Origin of the sequence: Halomonas litopenaei, assembly GCF_017303055.1 — a bacterium.
Classification (GTDB): Bacteria; Pseudomonadota; Gammaproteobacteria; order Pseudomonadales; family Halomonadaceae; genus Halomonas; species Halomonas litopenaei_A.
The window spans coordinates 73,033-92,931 of record NZ_JAEKJT010000008.1 but is presented as its reverse complement, the minus strand read 5'-3'; the positions used below and the strand labels follow the sequence as shown (position 1 = coordinate 92,931).

The 19,899-nt window shown below is 63.5% G+C and carries 15 protein-coding genes; 4 read left to right on the top strand and 11 right to left on the bottom strand.

Annotated elements, in window-relative coordinates:
* Nucleotides 1-3 precede the first annotated feature (3 nt).
* Nucleotides 4-1,662: a thiamine pyrophosphate-binding protein gene (locus tag JF545_RS16060; protein ID WP_206943746.1), complete on the top strand. Its 1,659-nt coding sequence runs from the start codon at nt 4-6 to the stop codon at nt 1,660-1,662.
* Nucleotides 1,663-1,860: 198 nt separating this feature from the next.
* On the opposite strand, the gene JF545_RS16055 is transcribed toward JF545_RS16060, so the two are convergent.
* The 8 genes from JF545_RS16055 to JF545_RS16020 all read right to left on the bottom strand — a co-directional run bounded on the left by JF545_RS16055 (nt 1,861) and on the right by JF545_RS16020 (nt 10,211).
* A complete protein-coding gene (locus JF545_RS16055) occupies nt 1,861-3,288 on the bottom strand; it encodes an amidase (RefSeq protein ID WP_206943744.1) in 1,428 nt (475 codons plus the stop codon).
* Nucleotides 3,285-4,586, bottom strand: coding sequence for a Zn-dependent hydrolase (locus JF545_RS16050; protein WP_206943742.1), 1,302 nt, complete (start codon nt 4,584-4,586; stop codon nt 3,285-3,287). Before JF545_RS16050 ends, JF545_RS16055 begins: the two co-directional genes overlap by 4 nt.
* Before the next feature lie 110 nt (nt 4,587-4,696).
* On the bottom strand, nt 4,697-5,392 hold the full coding sequence (locus JF545_RS16045; RefSeq protein ID WP_206943740.1) for an ABC transporter ATP-binding protein: 696 nt from the start codon (nt 5,390-5,392) through the stop codon (nt 4,697-4,699).
* Nucleotides 5,392-6,168, bottom strand: a complete 777-nt coding sequence (locus JF545_RS16040) for an ABC transporter ATP-binding protein (protein ID WP_206943738.1) — start codon at nt 6,166-6,168, stop codon at nt 5,392-5,394. Before JF545_RS16040 ends, JF545_RS16045 begins: the two co-directional genes overlap by 1 nt.
* Nucleotides 6,165-7,190, bottom strand: coding sequence for a branched-chain amino acid ABC transporter permease (locus JF545_RS16035; RefSeq protein WP_224851947.1), 1,026 nt, complete (start codon nt 7,188-7,190; stop codon nt 6,165-6,167). The genes JF545_RS16040 and JF545_RS16035 overlap by 4 nt, the downstream gene beginning before the upstream one ends.
* A gap of 1 nt (nt 7,191) precedes the next feature.
* Nucleotides 7,192-8,052, bottom strand: a complete 861-nt coding sequence (locus JF545_RS16030; RefSeq protein ID WP_206943736.1) for a branched-chain amino acid ABC transporter permease — start codon at nt 8,050-8,052, stop codon at nt 7,192-7,194.
* A gap of 57 nt (nt 8,053-8,109) precedes the next feature.
* Nucleotides 8,110-9,303 carry an ABC transporter substrate-binding protein gene (locus JF545_RS16025; protein ID WP_206943734.1) on the bottom strand — a complete coding sequence of 398 codons (1,194 nt, stop codon included), beginning with the start codon at nt 9,301-9,303 and terminating at the stop codon, nt 8,110-8,112.
* 131 nt (nt 9,304-9,434) lie between these two features.
* Complete coding sequence (locus tag JF545_RS16020) at nt 9,435-10,211, bottom strand: FadR/GntR family transcriptional regulator (protein WP_409995511.1); 777 nt, start codon at nt 10,209-10,211, stop codon at nt 9,435-9,437.
* 428 nt (nt 10,212-10,639) lie between these two features.
* On the opposite strand from JF545_RS16020, the gene JF545_RS16015 reads away from it, so the two are divergent.
* The gene (locus tag JF545_RS16015; protein WP_277987401.1) at nt 10,640-11,920 is read left to right on the top strand and encodes an aminotransferase class III-fold pyridoxal phosphate-dependent enzyme; all 1,281 of its coding nucleotides are present in this window, start codon (nt 10,640-10,642) and stop codon (nt 11,918-11,920) included.
* A gap of 217 nt (nt 11,921-12,137) precedes the next feature.
* The gene (locus JF545_RS16010) at nt 12,138-13,634 is read left to right on the top strand and encodes a CoA-acylating methylmalonate-semialdehyde dehydrogenase (protein ID WP_206943728.1); all 1,497 of its coding nucleotides are present in this window, start codon (nt 12,138-12,140) and stop codon (nt 13,632-13,634) included.
* Nucleotides 13,635-13,984: 350 nt separating this feature from the next.
* On the opposite strand, the gene JF545_RS16005 is transcribed toward JF545_RS16010, so the two are convergent.
* The 3 genes from JF545_RS16005 to hemN form a co-directional block, all read right to left on the bottom strand.
* A complete protein-coding gene (locus JF545_RS16005; protein WP_206943727.1) occupies nt 13,985-14,770 on the bottom strand; it encodes a ribonucleoside-diphosphate reductase in 786 nt (261 codons plus the stop codon).
* Between the two features lie 81 nt (nt 14,771-14,851).
* Nucleotides 14,852-16,963, bottom strand: a complete 2,112-nt coding sequence (locus tag JF545_RS16000) for an adenosylcobalamin-dependent ribonucleoside-diphosphate reductase (protein ID WP_206943725.1) — start codon at nt 16,961-16,963, stop codon at nt 14,852-14,854.
* Between the two features lie 234 nt (nt 16,964-17,197).
* A complete protein-coding gene (hemN, locus tag JF545_RS15995; RefSeq protein ID WP_206943723.1) occupies nt 17,198-18,583 on the bottom strand; it encodes an oxygen-independent coproporphyrinogen III oxidase in 1,386 nt (461 codons plus the stop codon).
* A gap of 417 nt (nt 18,584-19,000) precedes the next feature.
* Between hemN and JF545_RS15990 the strand changes: the two genes are divergently transcribed.
* A complete protein-coding gene (locus tag JF545_RS15990; protein ID WP_206943721.1) occupies nt 19,001-19,318 on the top strand; it encodes a c-type cytochrome in 318 nt (105 codons plus the stop codon).
* Nucleotides 19,319-19,899 lie beyond the last annotated feature (581 nt).

Sequence of the window (19,899 nt, the reverse complement as noted above, 5' to 3'; positions counted from 1 at the left end):
TTCATGACCCATCCTCACGGTGGACTTGCTCTGGTCAAGGCGCTGCAGCAGCAGCGGGTCGAGCGGGTATTCTGTGTGCCCGGCGAAAGCTATCTGGCAGCGCTGGATGCCCTCCACGACGCCGAGATCGAGACCATTGTCGCCCGCCAGGAAGGTGGGGCTGCGATGATGGCAGAGGCCGATGGCAAGCTGAGCGGGCGCCCTGGCATCGCCTTTGTCACCCGCGGCCCGGGCGCCACCAACGCCGCCAGCGGCGTGCACGTGGCCTATCAGGATTCCACGCCCATGGTACTGTTCGTCGGCCAGGTGGCGAGCGACCAGCGCGATCGCGAGGCCTTTCAGGAGGTCGACCTGGTCGCCATGTTCTCGCCCCTGGCCAAGTGGGTCGCCAATATCGATCGGGTCGACCGCCTGCCGGAATACATCAGTCACGCCTTCCACGTTGCCCAGAGCGGGAGGCCTGGCCCGGTGGTGCTGGGCCTGCCGGAAGACATGCTGTCGTCAGACTGTGATGCGGCGTCGGTGCCTGCCGCCACCCTGCCTAGCGGGCTCGCCGCGCAGCACGACGTGCAGGCAGTGATGCGCGCCATTGGCAGTGCCGAACGCCCACTGGTCATCGTCGGAGGCGGCGGCTGGTCGGCTCGCGCCGCCGAAGCGCTAGGCCACTTTGCACGCCTGTGCGAACTCCCCGTCGGCGCCTCCTTTCGCTGCCAGGACTACCTGGACAATCGCCACCCGAACTACGTCGGCGACGTGGGCATCGGCATCAACCCGGCGCTGGCCCAGCGGGTCCGTGATGCCGACCTGATTCTGGCCCTTGGGGCACGCCTGGGCGAGATGACCACCAGCGGCTACACCCTGCTGACGCCACCGCTGCCACGTCAGCGGCTGATCCACGTGCATGCCGATCCCAGTGAGCTTGGGCGGGTCTACCGTCCTGAGCTGGCGGTGGTCGCTTGTGCGGGGGCGATGATCGAGCAGCTGGCAGCAGCGGCCGAAGCGCCCAGCGTCGAGCGCGGCGCCTGGGTCCGCGCCGCCCGCGACGACTACGCCAGCTGGCAACAGCCGGAGCCCACGCCAGGCGCGCTACGTATGGAGAACGTCATTGCACGGCTCAATGAGGTGCTGGGTGATGACGCCATCCTGACCAATGGCGCCGGCAACTACTCCGCCTGGCTGCACCGCTACTACCGCTATCGCGGCTTTCGCACCCAGCTTGCCCCTACCTCGGGCTCCATGGGCTATGGCTTGCCCGCCGCCATTGCCGCCAAGTTGCGCCATCCCGAGCGGGATGCCATCTGCCTGGCCGGCGACGGCTGTTTCCAGATGGTCTCCCAGGAGCTGGGCACCGCCTGCCAGTATGGCGCTGCGGTGGTGATTCTGGTGATCAACAACGGCATGTACGGCACCATTCGCATGCATCAGCAGAAGCGCTACCCACGGCGGCCGTCCGCCACCGATCTGGTCAATCCAGACTTTGCTGCCCTGGCCCGCGCCTATGGCGCCTTCGGCGAAACAGTGGACCACGATGACGCCTTCGCGGACGCCCTGTCACGTGCCCTGGAGCATACCCGGCGAAATGCCACCCCGGCTCTGCTGGAGCTGCGCCAGGATCGCCAGGCACTGTCTCCCCGGCTGACCCTGGAACAGCTCAATCCCTGAGGCGAGCGTGCTGGCAAAGCCGACCGACGCGCTGACCCGCTGCGCGCCAACGGCTGGACAGCTAAGACCAAAGGCCCGGCCGTCGATCAGACGGCCGGGCCTTTGGCGTGCAAGGGACCCATCCAGCGCCGCCAACGCCCTGGAGGAAAAGGCGGTGGCTGAGGCAGGTCAAGCTCAATACCTGGATAAAGGCCTGGGTCAGGGACGCGGCGGTGTCAGGCGTGGCAGACGTGACTCCAGCAGCGCCGCCACCTGCATCACTCGGTCATCAGCGAACTTCGGCCCGACCAGGTGCAGCCCCATCGGCAGTCCCTGCTCGTCCAGCCCGCAGGGCAAGGAGGCGGCGGGCTGTTGGGTGAGGTTGAAGGGGTAGGTGAAGGGGGTCCAGTCCATCCACTCCCGGTAAGGCCCGCCCGGGGGTACGTTGTGTCCGGCGGCAAACGGCGAGATCGGCATGGTCGGAGTCACCAGCAGGTCATAGCGTTGATGGAACTCCCCCATGGCGGCGGTCAGCTCGCTGCGATGACGACGGGCGGCCAGATACTGCGACAGGGAAATTCCGGTGCCGCGTCGGGCGATCTCGAGGAAACCGGGATCCAGCATGGCCTGCTGCGACTCATCGAGTCTCTCCAGCACCTGGGAAGCCCCGGCAAACCACAGGGTATTGAAGGTCTCGATGGGATCGGCGAACCCCGGATCGACCCACTCGACACTGGCGCCCAGGTCCTGCAGCAGCGCTGCGGCGCGGATGACGCCCTGGCGAATGTCCGGCGCTACCTCGACATAGCCAAGGTCGAGACTGATCGCGACCCGAACGCCGCGCAGGTGATCAGGCCGCGGCGCCTGCCAGTCGATGGGGCAACGCGGCCCCGCATAGCCATCGCGGCTGTCCGGCTGTGCCAGCAAGCGCATCATCAGGGCACTGTCTTCCACAGAGCGGGTCATGGGCCCCAAGTGGGACAGGGTGCTCATGGCGCTGGAGGGCCACTGGGGCACCCAGCCAAAGGTAGGTTTGATGCCAAAGGTGCCGGTAAAGCTGCAGGGAATACGGATCGAGCCACCGGCATCGCTCCCCTGATGCAGCATGCCAAGGTTGAGCGCCGCCGCCGCCCCGGCTCCTCCCGACGAGCCCCCTGGGGTCAGACTGGTATCCCAGGGATTGCGACAGATGCCATGCAGCGGGTTATCGGTCACCCCCTTCCATCCAAATTCCGGCGACAAGGTCTTGCCGACGATGATGGCGCCGGCCTCGCGCAGAAAGCGCGATACCGGGGCATCGACAGCGGCAGGAGCATGGGCATCGCTGGTACGTGAGCCCAGCCGCGTCGGCATGCCCTGGGTCAACGTCAGGTCCTTGATGGTCACCGGCACGCCGTCCAATGGCCCGCACGGTCTGCCCTGTTGCCAGCGCAGGGTCGACGCCTCGGCGGCCGCCAGGGCATCGTCCCCAGCCACATGGGAGAAAGCGTTGACCCGTGGGTTGTCGCGGGCGATGCGCGACAGGCAATCTGCGATGACCTGGGTGGGCGTGCACTCGCCGCGGCGATAGGCCTCAAGCGCCTGGGTCGCTCCCAGATCAGCAAGCTCCGCCGCCAGGCCGGTCGTCACTGCAGCCTCATGGCTCATGCCTGGCCTCCCTGGTCAGCGGCAGCACTGCCATCACCGGCACTCTCGAGCATGGCGTGCAACAGCACATCGCAGCCGGCCTTGAGCTCCTCCGGCTTGGCATACTCGCTTTCGTTGTGACTGATACCATCCTTGCAGGGCACAAAAATCATCGCCGCCGGCGCCACCCGTCCCACGAAGATGGCGTCGTGGCCCGCGCCACTGACGATATCCATATGGCTGAGCCCGTGGGCCTTGGCACCGGCACGCACGGCCTCGATGCAGCTATCGTCGAAGGCCTCCGGCGGAAAGTCGGCGGTGGGCGTCAGTTCTGCCGCCAGACCATGACGCTGGCTGACCTCCTGCACCACCTCAGCCAGCTGGGTCGCCATCGTCTCAAGGGTCAGCGGGTCCAGGTGACGCAGGTCGACGGTCATCTTGACCTGCCCAGGAATGACGTTGCGCGACCCGGGATGGGGCTGCATCACACCGACCGTACCGCGCCCGTGGGGGGCCGCGTCGCGCGCCATGCGGTTGATCGCGATGGTAATCTCGGCGGCACCCACCAGCGCATCCTTGCGCAGATGCATGGGCGTCGGTCCGGCGTGGGCTTCGACGCCGGTCAGGGTCAGGTCAAACCATTTCTGGCCAAGTGAACCGATGACCACTCCCAGGGTGGTGTCGGTATCCTCGAGCAGGGGCCCTTGCTCGATATGCGCCTCGAAGTAGGCCTTGACCGCAGAGGGGTCCAGCCGATCGCTACCACGATAGCCGATGGCATCCAGGGCCTCGCCCACGCTGACGCCAGCGTCGTCCTGGCGAGACAGCATGTCGTCCAGACCCAGCTGGCCGGCATAGACTCCGGAACCCATCATGCAGGGCGGAAAGCGACAGCCTTCTTCGTTGGTCCAGGCGACCACGTCGATGGGCGCACGGGTGGTGATGGCATGCTGATTGAGGGTACGGACGACCTCAAGTCCCGCCAGCACGCCGAAGCAGCCATCGAACTTGCCACCGGTGGGCTGGGTATCAATATGGCTGCCGGTCATGACCGCCGGCAGGTCAGGTTCACTGCCCTCGCGACGCGCCACGATGTTGCCGATGGCGTCGATACGCACGCTCATGCCCTCCGCTTGGCACCAGCCGATAAACAGGTCACGGGCCTGGCGGTCGAGCTCGGTCAGGGCCTGGCGATTGACGCCGCCCTTGGGAGTGGCGCCCAGCTCTGCCAGGGACATCAGTGAGGCCCACAGGCGCTCGCCATCGCAGGCCAGGGTGGCAGTCGCTGCGGCTGCCGGGGAAGTGACGGTTGCTGTCATCAGAGTATCCTTGTCATTGTGCTGTTTCAGCGCCCCAGGGGAGCGGTGACGCTGGGTCCTGAGGGCGTAGCGTGGCCCCAGCCGAACGCAGCAGCCGGGGCGTCGCCAGGTCAGGCGCTGAGGGCCAGATAACGGTCACGTACCGCGGGATCGTCACGAAAATCATCGGCGCTGCCGGTGTAGACGATCTGGCCCTGTTCGAGGATGTAGTGGCGATCGGCCACCTCTTCGCAGACCCGCAGATTCTGTTCGACCAGCAGTACCGACAGTCCCTCGCCGCGAATGGCCTTGAGGATCTTGACGATCTCGTCGACGATGACTGGCGCCAGGCCCTCGGTGGGCTCGTCCAGCAGCAGGATCTGGGGATCGTTGAGCAGCGCCCGGGCAATCGCCAGCATCTGCTGCTCGCCGCCGGATAGAGCGTTGCCGCGATTGCGTCGCCGCTCCTCGAGGCGGGGGAACCAGCGAAAGATATCTTCCATCTGCCAGCGACTGCCGCGGCGAACGGCGATCTGCAGGTTCTCTTCGACGCTGAGAATGCTGAAGATGCCACGATGCTCCGGCACCAGCGCCACGCCCTGGCGAGCAATCTGGAACGGTGCCTGGCCAAGCAGCGGCGTGCCTCGCAGGCTGATGCTGCCGGTCGGCGTATCGACCAGACCCATGATGCTTTTCAAGGTCGTGGTCTTGCCTGCACCGTTACGTCCCAGCAGCGTCACCAGCTCGCCTTCACCGACCGTAAGCGATACCCCTTCCAGGACGTGGCTCTTGCCGTAATAGCTGTGAATATCCGTCAACTCGAGCATCAGGCGGCTTCTCCCAGATAGGCGTCTCTGACACGGGCATCATTGCGCACGCTGTGGGGGTCGCCCTCCACCAGCACCTGCCCCCGGTTCATGACGGTGATGGTGTCGCTGATCGACATCACGATGCTCATGTTGTGTTCGATCAACAGAATGCTGTGGTCTCGGCCCAGCTCGCCGATCAGCGTGGTCATGCTGGGGATATCGTCGATGCCCATCCCTGAGGTCGGCTCATCGAGCAACAGCAGGCGTGGTCGCGGGCAGATCGCCATGCCGACCTCGAGAATGCGCTGCTGGCCATGGGACAGCTCGCCCGCGGCCACCCCGGCACGGCCTGACAGACCAATGCGTTCGAGAATCTCGTCCGCTCGAGCCAGGTGCTCGCGACGCTTGTTCAGGCGTTGCCAGAAATTGAGGGCGCGCCAACCGTCGACCCCCTGGGCCGCCAGCCGCAGGTTCTCGTGCACGCTCAGCTCCTGAAACAGGCTGGTCACCTGAAACGAGCGCGACATGCCAAGCCCCACTCGGCCATGGGCTGGCTCGCGGGTGATGTCTCTCCCCTCCAGCAGGATCTTGCCAGCGCTGGGACGTCGCTCGCCGGTCAGGCAGTGGAACAGGCTGGTCTTGCCTGCCCCGTTGGGCCCGATCACGGTATGGATCTTGCCCTTGCCGATACGCAGGTTGACACCATCCACGGCGTGGAAGGCCCCGTAGGCGAGCACCAGGTCACGGGTTTCCAGCAGAGTGTCGGCGCCGGGACGCGAGGTTTGCGTGGTCATTGGTCGCCCTCCTTGCCATCGGTGCGCTTGCTACGACGTTCCAGCAGGCTGGAGAGGCCGCCCCACAAACCACCTCGCATAAAGATCACCACCGCGATCAGGGCCACCCCGAGCAGCAGCATCCAGCGCGGCCAGATCGATGACAGCAGATCACCCAGCAAGACGATCGCGCCGGCGCCCAGCAGTGAGCCGAACAGCGAGCCGGTGCCGCCGATGATGGTCATGATCAGGATCTGTTCGGACATCAACAGCTCGATGTTCGACAGCGGCACGAAGTTCAGCAGCATGCCGTAAAGGGCACCGGCGAGGGCGGTGATTCCCCCGGACAGCACGAACACCATGACCTTGAACAGCCGGGTGTCATACCCCAGCGCCGAGGCGCGCTGTTCGTTCTCGCGGATCGCCAGCAGGGTGCTGCCGAAGGGTGAGTCGGTGATGCGTCGTGCCACCACGTAGATGACCGCAAACAGCACCGCAACCAGCGCATAGAAGGCCAGCGGTGAGTCGAAGCTGATCAGGGTGGTGTCGCCCACTGCCAGGGGGGGACGTGGCACGTCGAGCAGGCCGTTGTCGCCACCGGTCCAGTCACTCAAGGTGTAGGCCAGGAAGTAGGCCATCTGGGTCAGGGCCAGGGTGAGCATCACAAAGTAGATGCCTTTGCGACGGATGCACAGCATGCCGACACCCAGCGCCAGCACGGCGCCCACCACCACCGCAATCAACAGGGCACCGACCAGCCCGGCATTGAGGTGGATCATCGCCAGGGCACTGATATAGGCCCCTGCACCGAAGAAGATGGCCTGGCCAAAGGACAGCAGACCGGTGAAGCCGAGCAGCAGATTGCAGGCCAGCGCGGCCATGGCAAAGATCAGAATCTCGGTCGCCAGGGTCGCCGACGGCAGCACCACCGGCAGCAGCACCATCACCGCCAGCATGGCCAACGTCGTCCCCGCTCCCAGGCGGCCCTTGAACCGGCTTGGGCGCGCGGCGGTGCTGGTAGGTTCCAGAGTCTTGGTCATCATCTCATGCTCTCCCGAACAGTCCGTGGGGACGCAGCAGAATCACCACCGCCATGGCGGCGTAGATCATCAGGCTTGCGCCTTGTGGCCACAGCGAGGTCATCAGGCTCTGCACCACGCCCACGATCAATCCCGCCACCAGGGCACCACTGAAGGAGCCCATGCCGCCAATCACCACCACCACGAACGCCAGCCCCAGAACCTCTGGGCCGATGAACGGATGGGCCCCGCGCAGGGGAGCCGACAGCACCCCGGCCAATCCCGCCAGGCCCACTCCCAAGGCAAAGGTGACCGAGAACAGACGAAAGATGTTGGAGCCCAGCAGCGACACCATCTCGGTGGACTCGCTGCCGGCCCGGACCAGGGCGCCGAAACGGGTCCGCTCCAGCAGCAGCCACAGCACGACGGCAACCAGGGCACTGAAGCCGATCAGGAACAGTCGGTAGTAGGGGTAGGCAAAGTTGCCGATGCGCACCACGCCCTGCAGGGCTTCCGGGGTGGGAATGCTCTTGCCCACTGGCCCCCAGATCATGATCGACAGTTCCTGAATGATCAGGGCGATGCCTAGCGTCACCAGGATCTGAAAGGTATGCGGCAAGTGGTAGATACGCTGGATCAGGCTACGCTCCAGCGCCCAGGCCAGCAGCGCGACCAACAGCGGTCCCGCCACCAGGGCCAGCCAGAAGTTGCCGGTCAGGCTGACCAGGGTGTAGCAGAGGTAGGAGCCGACCAGGAAGAAGGCTCCATGGGCGAAGTTGACGAAGTTCAACAGGCCGAAGATCAGCGTCAATCCCACCGAAATCAGAAAATAGATCATCCCGAGCCCCAGGCCGTTAAGGACCTGGAACAGATAGACATTAAGCATGGTCGCGGCTCCTGGAATGCCGAGGGCGGCGCCCCCGGCAGACGGACGAGGGCTGCCTTACAGCTGGCAGGGCGAATCTTCGGGGGCGACAAAGGACTGGCCGGCGCTGATCACGTCGGCATAGTCATCGTCATCGTCCATCTCGTCCTGAGCCTTGCCCTGGAGCAGGTAGTAATCCTTGATGACCTGATGGTCAGACGCTCGGATGGTTTCTTCGCCGGTCGGCCCTTGATAGGTGTACCCCTCCAGGGCTTCGATCAGTGCCGGACCTGTGCTGGCCCCGCTCTGGTCGGCGACCTCCAGCATCACCCGCGTCATGGTGTAGTCCGCTGCCAGCGGATAGGTGGGCGTGATGTCATAGGCGTCGCGCACCGCTGCCACCAGCTCGTTGTTGAAGGGTGTATCCACCTCGTGCCAGTACTGGGCGCCGAAGTAGATGCCTTCGACATTGGCGGCACCCAGCTCTTCGAACTGGTCCAGGCCCGCCGACCACACCATCAGAATATCCATCTGATCATTGAGGCCGAAGTTGCGTGCCTGGCGCAGGGCGTTGGAGGACTGGGCGCCAAAGTTGAGCAGCACCAGTACATCAGGAGAGGCCGCCATGGCGTTGGTCAGGTAGCCGGAGAATTCCTGCTCCTGCAGCGAGTGATAGCTGTTCCCCACGTGCTCGACACCGGCTTCCTCGAAGACGGCCTTGGCGTTGTCGAGCAGTGCCTCGCCGAACACATATTCCGGGGTGATGGTATAGAACCGCTTGGCCTCGGGCAGCGCTTCCATCAACGGCACCAGGGTTTCGCGAATGGCGCCGTAGGTCGGCACCGACCAGCGGAAGGTGGAGGCGTTGCACTCGGTGCCGGTCAGTTCGTCGGCGCCGGCAGGCGTCATGAACACCCCCTCGACGCCAGCCACTTCCTTGCCTACCGCCAATGCGGTGGAGGATAGGGTGGCGCCGTTGAACAAGCGGGCGCCATCCTGGTTGATGGCTTCCTGCACCTTGCGGATGGCCCGGCCGGCATTGCCTTCGGTGTCCAGGCTGACGTAGTCGATATCACGTCCCAGGGACGTTCTGGCTTCTTCCACTGCCAGGCGAGACCCCATTTCGGCGTACTTGCCATAGCTGGCGAAGGCGCCAGACAGCGACTTCACGCCGTAGAAGGTCAGTGGTTCCTGATCCTGGGCCAGCAACGGCTGGGCCACGAGTCCAAGGGCCAGGGCGGAAAGCAGAAGGGGTGTCTTGCGCACTGTCATTGTTATTCCTCTTGTCGACGTCATCGGAGTGGATGAGGGGTCGCTGACGTGGGTGGCTACATTGTTGTTATAAGGGACGCTGTTGTTGTTATAGGTCGCTGTGGGCCGTCGCCGGATCGGGCTAAACGGGATCAGCCGCTTTCGCCCAGCACCTCGGGCGACACCAGAAACTGGTTGGCCATCTCGCCTTCCAGGGCCGACATGTGGTGCTCGGCATCACACATGTGCTCGAACATAAGACGGCGCACCGCTTCACGGTCACCGTTGTCAAAGGCTTCCATCAGGGCGATGTGGTAGCGAATGTTGGACTCATCAAAGGCATGACGTTCCGGCCGATAGGCCTTCTTGATCACCACCAGGTCGCGCAGTAGATCGTTGAGAAAGGTGCTCATGAAACGCAGCAGCGGATTGGGGCAGTACTCCGCCAGAATGTTGTGGAACTCGAGCTCCAGCATGCGGTGCTGGCGCTGGCTCAGTTCATCTTCATGGGGCCGCTGGCAGTGGGCGATGTTGTCACGCAGCCGCTCACGTCCGGCCTCATCAAGATGATCCATGGCCGCTACCGCGACCTCCACTTCTACCATCCGACGCAGCTGATAGACCTGGCTGCCATCCACGTGCTGAAAGTGCAGAAAGTTGCGCAGGGCGCGGCAGGCCGGGTCGATGGTCACTTCTCGGATGATCGCGCCACCGCCTGGCCCCGTCTTCAGCACTACCAGCCCCTCCACCTCAAGCACCCTGAGGGCCTCACGAATCGTGCCCTTGGCGCATTCATAGCGCTCCATCAGGGCTTTTTCGTTGGGCAGCCGGTCCCCTGGCGACAGGTTCTCCATCACGATCTTCTGCTTGATGTCCTCGCAGATCAGGTCGGCGAGCTTCTGACGGCGCTGGGGAAAAGAAGTCGGCACGGGCATCTCGGTCATTTATTCGAATAAATATAAGGATTAGTCCCAATGCGCGAATTGGTCAAGTCAATTTATGCCAACGCCAGCAGACCCAATTACGTTTAGATTTACTTACCTAAGCGAAAACAGAGTGGTGTTTTATCAACTTTCTACAGACGCCATGCTGCCGTTATGTCACGACCATCCGGCTATCACCGCTCGGCGCTTAGCCTGACCTAGACAGTCCGGACAAGACAGCCCGGACAAGACAGCCCGGACAAGACAGACCAGATAAGACAGCTAGACCACGACAACGACAGGCCATGACAACCAGGCCCCGGCCCCAGGCGGCTGACAGGAGACCCACCATGCTGACCTTCGACACTCTGGAGACTCGCCCCGACGCCACCGCAGAGAAAGCGGATAACAGCGACCTGAACCATCACTACTGGATGCCGTTCACCGCCAACCGGGACTTCCACGCTCACCCTCGGCTGATCCACGGGGCCGAGGGTCGCTACTTCATCGACGATCGCGGGCGTCGGCTGTTTGATTCCCTGTCAGGCCTCTGGACCTGCGGCGCAGGTCACAACCGGGTCGAGATTCAACAGGCGGTGGCCCAGCAGCTAGGCAGCCTCGACTATGCGCCGAGCTTCCAGGTGTCCCACCCGCTGGCCTTCAAGCTGGCGGAAAAGGTCGCCAGTCTGACCCCCAAGGGGCTCGACCATGTGTTCTTCACTGACTCTGGCTCCGAGTCCGCCGATACCGCGTTGAAGATGGCCAAGGCCTACTGGCGCCTCAAGGGACGCCCGGAAAAGACCCGCATGATTGGCCGCGCCAAGGGCTACCACGGGGTCAATGTCGGCGGCACCAGCCTTGGCGGGATCGGCGGCAACCGCAAGCACTACGGCCAGCTGATGGACGCCAGCCACCTGCCCCATACCCTGCAACCGTCACTGGCCTTCACCCGCGGCCAGGCCGACACCGGGGCAGAGCTGGCCGACGCCCTGCTCGAGCAGATCGCCCTGCACGACGCCTCCAACATCGCGGCGGTGATCGTCGAACCGATGTCAGGCTCCGCCGGCGTCATCGTTCCGCCGAAGGGCTATCTGGATCGTCTGCGCGAGATCTGCTCGGCCCACGATATCCTGCTGATCTTCGACGAGGTCATCACCGCCTTCGGGCGCAGCGGTGCCCGTACCGGAGCCGAGGCCTTCGGGGTGACGCCAGACCTGATGACGGTGGCCAAGCAGATCACCAACGGTGCGGTGCCCATGGGCGCGGTGATTGCGTCCAGCGAGATCTTCGACACCTTCATGCACGCAGGCGGTGCCGAGCACGCCATCGAATTCACCCATGGCTACACCTACAGCGGACATCCGGTGGCCTGTGCCGCGGCCCTGGCGTCGCTGGAGCTGTTGGAGCGGGAAGACTTTCCCGGCCAGGTCAGGGCCATCGCCCCCGCATTCGAGGACCGTCTGCATGCCTTGAAGGGTCGCCCCCATGTGGTCGATATCCGCAACTATGGCCTGGCCGGAGCGATTCAGCTGGCACCAAGGGACGGAGACCCGAGCATTCGCCCAAGGGACGCACATCTGGCCCTGTGGGAAGCGGGTTTCTACGTGCGCTTTGGCGGCGATACCCTGCAGTTTGGTCCTCCTTTCGGCACCACAGAGGCTGAGCTCGAGCGACTGTTCGACGCCGTGGCCACCACCCTCGACCGCCTGGCGTAAGCACATTGAGCGCCCCAGGGGGCAAACATCAGCGCTGACGGGTGAGTGGTAAGAACGGTTATCCACGCCACATCGACAGCCTGTGGACAACCTTTACACCCATCATTCACAGCATTATCCACAGGCAGGTGTCATGCCTGCCTGTGGCCACTGTTCACACCGATATCGTCGCTGGACCCAGCGTCCAGACATCACCCTTCAAGACAAGAGGTCTTCAATGGAATACGTCAGTCACTGGATCAATGGCCAGGACCTGGAGTCCAGCCGCACCTTGCCGGTCACCAATCCCGCCACCGGCGCTACCATCCGCCAGGTGGCCGAGGGCGATGCCACCACCGTGCAGGCCGCCATCGAGGCAGCCAAGGCCGCCTTCCCGGCCTGGCGCGACACCCCGCCAGCCAAGCGCGCTCAGGTGATGTACCGGTTCAAGGCGCTGCTGGAGCGTGACGCCGAGCGTCTGGTCCAGCTGATCAGCGAGGAACACGGCAAGACCGTCGAAGACGCCATGGGCGAGCTCAAGCGCGGTATCGAGAACGTGGAATACGCCTGCGGCGTACCGGAACTGCTCAAGGGCGAATACTCCCACAACGTGGGCCCCTCCATTGACGCGTTCTCCAACTTTCAGCCGCTGGGGGTCGTCGCGGGCATCACGCCGTTCAACTTCCCGGCCATGGTGCCGCTGTGGATGTACCCGATGGCCATTGCCTGCGGCAACGCCTTTATCCTCAAGCCTTCCGAAAAGGACCCCTCCGCAGCGGTCGCGGTCGCCAAGCTGCTGGAAGAGGCGGGCCTGCCCCAGGGCATCATGAGCGTCGTGCAAGGTGGTCGTGAGACCGTGGAGGCGCTGCTGGATGCCCCCGACGTCAAGGCCATTTCCTTCGTTGGCTCCACTCCCATCGCCGAAACCATCTACCGCCGTGGCGCCGAAAGCGGCAAGCGCGTGCAGGCCCTCGGTGGCGCCAAGAACCACGCCATCGTGCTGCCCGACGCTGACATCGACAATGCCGCCAACACCCTGATGGGGGCTGCCTTCGGCAGCGCTGGCGAACGCTGCATGGCCATTTCCGTGGCGGTGTGTGTCGGCGATGACACCGCCGATCGCTTGATCGAGGCGATGACGCCGAAGATCGCCGCGCTGAAGATCGGCCCCGGCACCGACAAGGGCCTGGACATGGGTGCCCTGGTCACCGCCCAGCATCGTGACAAGGTGCTCGGCTATATCGAGAAGGGCATTCAGGAAGGCGCCGACCTGGTCGCCGATGGGCGCGACCTGGTGGTGCCAGGCCATGAAGACGGCTTCTTCGTCGGCGGCTGCCTGTTCGACCGGGTTACCCCGCAGATGACCATCTATGCAGAAGAAATCTTCGGCCCGGTGCTGTGCGTGGTGCGGGTATCGAGCCTGGATGAAGCCATCGACCTGACCAACGCCCACGAGTACGGCAACGGCACCTGCCTGTTCACCCGTGACGGTGAAGCGGCGCGCCGCTTCACCGATGCCATCGAGGTTGGCATGGTCGGCATCAACGTGCCGCTGCCGGTACCGGTGGCAAGCCACAGCTTCGGTGGCTGGAAGCGCTCGCTGTTTGGTGACCTGCACGCCTACGGCCCTGACGCAGTGCGCTTCTATACTCGCCGCAAGGCCGTGTCCCAGCGCTGGCCATCCTCCTTCGAGACCGCCAAGGCAGAGTTCAACTTTCCCTCCGGCGGACAGTAACCCCGGCATTCGATACAACAACGGGCCCTCAGGGGCCCGTTTTCTTTTGCCGTCACACGCTATTGTCACTCCACGCCGAGCGGCGAACAGATCCCTTGCACAGCCCTTCCACCGATTACCACACGCTTATTCACAGCCAGCCCGCACACTTATCCACACCCTTGTCGGCGCACTACCCTCTCGTCAGGCTTGCTGTTCGCTCGCGGAAAGCCACGTTCACCTGCTACCTGTCAGCGTCGCAACGGCGGCGACGGCCATGACGCCAAATGAGTCATGCCTGGTTTGGCTATAGTTGGGTCATCGTTTGGCCATACCTTGCTTTAGCCGCGCTTTGTTTAGCCGCACTTCGACTAGCCGCACTTTGACCAACCGCAGCCGGCGTAGCAGGTGGGGCAACCGTCCATCATGATCAGCTCGCCGCGACACTCGGGGCAGTGGCCAACCACCGCGGGGCCGGCGCCTTCACCTGCGCCATCCACGACGGGCTTGTCTTGCAGTGGCTCGACGGCGCCAGCAGCGACATCTTCTTCGACCTCGGCAGGGAACCAGCCGTGGCCAGAGGCCTGACGCTTGGCATAACGGCTGACCAGCTCCTCTACCGGAATCTGGTTGCCGTCGATATCGAGAAAGCCGCGGCGATAGAGGATCTGCTGGATCGACCAGGCAATCGCGGCAACCTCGGAGTCGTGGAACATCGGCTTGTTCCAGCGGTTCATGCCGCAACGCACCAGGCCCTTGTCCCAGGCCACCTTGCGCAGATCGGCCACCGCCTGGGTGACGTAGCCGCCGCGGGCGGCCAGCGACAGGCTGCGCATGGTGGCGGTGATCCACTGGTGTTCGCTGGACAGCTGACCGGAGGGAAAGAAGAACTCCACCGGGCGCTCGATGATCACGCGCTGTCCGTTCAGCACCCCTTCCACCGGCATGAACGACACCAGCAGGTAGACCTTCTTGCGGCCTTCGGCGCCGACGTAGGAAATCTTCTCGGACACCGCCTCAAGCGTCCCCTCGGGGCGCGAGGGAATGCGCATGGTCAGCGGGTTTTCTTCAGGCAGAGGGGGCGGCACCGGGGCCGCAGCGGCCTCTTCGCTCTTGACCCGGTAGCCCACGATCTTGGATGTGATTTCGACAGCCATCAGCAGGCTCCTCCACAAAGATGATTCAGACGCGATGCCCACAGGCGCCGGCCACTACGCAACGACCTTTCGCCCCAGGCGTTACCACTTGCCATAGGTCCCCTCCTTCAAGGCGTCGTAGAGGTTGGCGGCATTGTGCTCCTCGCCGTCGTAGATCACCGTCTCGTCGCCCTTGAGTTCGAGGGTCTCGCCGTTCTCCAGCTCGAACACGTAGGTGGTGTTCTTGAGGTCATCCTCGCGCACCAGCACGCCCTGGAAGGCCTCCGGATTGAAGCGGAAGGTGGTACAGCCCTTGAGGCGGCTCTGGTAGGCGTCCAGATACAGATCCTTGAACGCCTCGAAGGCAAAGTCGGTGGGCACGTTGACCGTCTTGGAGATCGCCGAGTCGACCCAAGCCTGGGCGGCGGCCTGCACCGCCACGTGCTGCTTGGGGGTCACCGCATCGGCGGTGATGAAGTAATCCGGCAGGTCGCTCTCTACCGCCTCGGCGTGCATGAAGTGACGATAGGCGGCCAGCTCGAAGGACACCACTTCGACCTGCTCCTTGGTCTTCTTGCCCGCCTGGATGACGTTACGGAAGTAGCGATGAGAGAACGACGGCTCGATACCGTTGGAGGCATTATTGCCCAGCGACAGGCTGATGGTGCCAGTGGGGGCAATCGAGGAGTGATGGGTGAAGCGCGCCCCATGCTCGGCCAGCTGCGCCACCAGTTCAGGCTCGACCTCGGCGATCTTCTGCATATAACGGCTGTAGCGGGCATGCAGGATGCGGCCTGGCACCTTGTCGCCGGCCTCGTAACCATCGCGGCTCAATTCTGGACGTTCACGCAGCATCCTGGGGGTCAGCTCGAACTCCTGTTCGAGAATCGGCGCCATGCCCTTCTCGCGGGACAGCTCCAGCGCCTGCTTCCAGCCCTCCACGGCCAACACCCGACTGACTTCCTCGGTAAAGACCAGCGATTCGGCGCTGCCATAGGGCATCTTGAGCATGGTCATGGTCGATCCCAGCCCCAGAAAGCCCATACCATGGCGGCGCTTGGCCTCGATCTCGCGACGCTGGCCGGACAGCGGCAGGCCGCTGATCTCGACCACGTTGTCGAGCATGCGGGTGAAAACGGCGACCACCTGGCGGTACTTGTCCCAGTCAAACCGCGGCGCCTCACCAAACGGGTCGATCACGAAGCGAGTCAGGTTGATCGAGCCCAGCAGGCAGGCCCCTTCCGGTGGCAACGGCTGCTCCCCACAGGGGTTGGTGGCGCGGATCTCTTCGCAGAACCAGTTGTTGTTCATGCGATTGACCTGGTCGATCAGGATGAAGCCAGGTTCGGCGTAGTCGTAGGTGGAACGCATGATGGTGTCCCACAGCTCGCGCGCCTTGATCACCTCGACCACGCGGCAGGCCACGCGGCCTTCGGCGTCCACCGTATAGCCGTCCTCGATCACCGGCCAGTCACGATAGATCAGGTCCTTGTCCTCGACATCGCCCTTCTCGCCTGAGTGCAGGGGGAAGGCCAACGGCCAGTCGGCGTCCTCTTTCACCGCCTCCATGAACTCGTCGGTAATCAGCAGGCTGAGGTTGAACTGGCGCAGTCGACCGGCTTCACGCTTGGCCTCGATAAACTCGCGCACATCGGGATGGCCAACGTCGAAGGTGCCCATCTGAGCGCCCCGGCGTCCCCCGGCGGAGGCTACGGTGAAACACATCTTGTCGTAGATATCCATGAACGCCAGGGGGCCATTGGTGCCGGCACCAGCACCGAACACGAAGGCTCCCTTGTGGCGCAGGGTGGAAAACTCGTAGCCGATGCCGCAGCCGGCCTTGAGGGTCATGCCGGCGTCCACCACGCTGTCGAGGATGTCATGCATGGAGTCGCGGATGGTGCGGGACACGGTGCAGTTGATCAGGCTGACGGCGGGCTTGTAGCCCTCGGCGCCGGCATTGGAGGTGATCCGGCCCGCCGGTACGGCACCGTTTTCCAAGGCCCAGCGAAACTTTGGCAACCAGGTGTCAGCGGCCTCGCCCTCTACAGCAGCCAGCGCCTTGGCCACGCGCTCCCAGGTGGCCTGGAGGTCGCCATCCACGGGCTGGCCGTGACGATCCTTCAAGCGGTACTTGGCATCCCAGATATCATACGAGGGACCCTGCATGGGGACCTCCTGCGACAGGGCCGCGGCCTTGGCGGATGTGGTCATGAACACATGTCTCCGATGAAATTGCCGGCAAAGAAACGAGGTAACAAGGGCGTCGACGCGCGTTACGGCCAAGGTCGAGCGCTCTACTAGATATAGTTAAATTTTTGGCCGGCGGCACAATATAAACGAAAAAACCGGACACGGAAGGCCCAGTTTTTAAATTGCCTTTGGCGCATAAACGGTCACGCCAGGACCGGCGAAGACCTGGCGGGGACGCCAACCGTCCGGCGCATCCTAGACGGTGCGGGAGAAGCGCCCACTTTCCGCCACCAGGTAGGCATCGAAGGCCATGGCCAGATTGCGCATCATCAGCCGGCCTGCCGGGCGTACCCTGAGTGCGTCCTGCTTGATCTCGATCAAGTCGTCTTCGCGCATCTCTTCCAGCTGGTTCAGCGCCGCCGCGAAGTGCTGCTGAAAGTGGATACCATGACGATCTTCAAACTCGGCAAAGCGCACCTCGCCGTGGCACATCAGGGCGGTAATCAGCTCTGCGCGCAGCTGGTCCTCCGCGGTCAAGCGGTACCCACGCAGCACCGGCAGCCGCCCGGCCTCAAGGTGCTCGGCGTATTCGGCGGTGGTCTTGACGTTCTGGCTGTAGGCATCGCCCACCTTGCCGATGGACGTCACCCCCAGGCCGATCATGTCGCACTGGGCATGGGTCGAGTAGCCCTGGAAATTGCGCTGCAGGGTGCCATTCTCACGGGCCAGACTGAGCTCATCCTCGGGCAAGGCAAAGTGATCCATGCCGATATAGACGTAGCCCGCCTGGGTCAGCCGCTCGATGGTCAGCTCGAGCAGTTCTAGTTTACGCCCAGGCGGCGGCATATCCTCGTCACGGATCAGCCGCTGCGCCTTGAACAGCGACGGCAGGTGAGCATAGCTGTAGGCGGCTATACGATCGGGCCTGAGCGCCACCACCTTGGCCAGCGTGGTATCGAAGCTGTCGCGGGTCTGTAGCGGCAGCCCGTAGATCAGATCCACCGACACCGAGGCGAAGCCCGCCTCCCGGGCGGCATCCATCAGCGCCGCTACCTGGGCCTCGCTCTGCAGCCGATTCACCGCCTTCTGTACCAGGGGGTCGAAGTCCTGAATGCCGAAGCTCAACCGATTGAAGCCCATGGCCCGCAATTCATGTATCTGCTGGGGCGTTACCGTGCGCGGGTCCACTTCCAGCGAAAATTCACGACGGGACACTGGGGCGAAGGAAAAGTGTTGCGCCAGGCTGTCGATCAGCCCAGCCAACTGAGCGTTAGTCAGAAAGGTAGGGGTCCCACCGCCCAGGTGCAGCTGAGCCAGTTCACGCTGGCCATCGAACAGTTCGGCCTGCAGGGCGATCTCGCGCTTGAGCAGCTCCAGATACTCGGCGGCACGCTCGCGATTGTGGGTAATGATCTTGGAGCAGGCGCAGTAGTAGCAGAGGCTTTCGCAGAAGGGCACGTGCACGTACACCGAGAGCGGCTTTGGCGTTCCTTGCTGGCTGCGTTGTACCGCCTGTCGGTAGTCATCGACACCGAAGTCCGCATGGAAATTCGGCGCGGTGGGGTAGGAAGTGTAGCGCGGGCCGGGGCGATCATACTTTTCGACCAGGCTGCGCTGAAACGGCAATACATCGGATGACATCGACAAGGCCTCTCGTGACACGACCGCCCGACGGCGGCATCTGTCGGCATTGTCTCACGTCATCTCGGCTTGGCTCCGATAGACGAAGCCAGACATGATCTGCATCAAATCAGTACCAGGACGTCACCCTCAAGCAGGTCGGTCTCTGGTGCTAGCGCATGACGGTCGCCACCGCAATGATGCCTGTCTCATTCCCTTGATCCCCATCAAGCATAGTGCGTAGCGACTACCTCTCCCTAGCGAAAGTTGACCAGCGTCATAGGGTATTGTCGCTGAGCGCTCCAATACTCGAGAGTCCCAAGGGTTGCCGGCAGCTCTGGCTTGCCGACACAACGACCCCGGACAGACTCGGCTGGCGGCGTGGCATGCTTTGCCCACGCTGCCCGTCCGCAGACCCAATCCCGAGGAGCGCTCATCATGAAATGGTTCCCCCTGGCCGCGCTTGGCGCCGCCTGTCTGTTCAGTGTTACTGCCCACGCCGCGGGCGACGCCGCCGCCGGTGAAACCAAGGTCGGGGCCTGCGCCGCCTGCCATGGCACCGATGGCAAGGCCACTGGCCCCATCTATCCCAACCTGGCAGGACAGAATGCGCCCTACCTGGAAGGCGCGCTGAAGGCCTACCGCGACGGCCAGCGCAGCGGCGGCATGTCCGCCATCATGGCCCCCCAGGCGGCTGCACTGTCCGATCAAGACATCGCCGATATTGCCGCCTACTACTCCTCACTGACGCCCTGACACCAGGTCTCTAGGCTGCTAGGCCACCCAGCGAAGCGTTCTCTCTAGCTTCCGGTGTCCTGCAGTACCGGCAACCCTCAGCCAGGCCGGGCTCTCGTGCCAGCACATGACGACCACCACCGCCATGATGCCTGCCTCACAATGGCGGCTATCACCCACGGCCTGCTGGCACATGGGCCTTTCGGGAGGCACGAGGCGGATAGCCATGCGGCGCAAGCCGCTGATGACCGTGTCGGGTGTCACAAAGAGACGTCATGACGCACGTAACATGCCCCCTGGCGCGTTATCTCCCCTGCTATGCCCGCGACGCTATGCTCACGACATGCTTCTGCGCCATTTATCAAGAGCCACGACTATCCAGACATACTTCAGCGAGATTTGCTCCATGGCGGCACGCCCGTCGATCCGCTTCCCAGGAGAGAGGCTTCCTTAAGCACTTTGCTAAAACACGCATTTCTGACCACACAATCATTGCTGGATATTCCAGAAAAATCATACATTTTTCTCGCTCTCGAGGTCTCTTCATCACATCCTGAAAATGTTACCTCGCCATCCCAATCTACCCCCTTTGATAGACACAT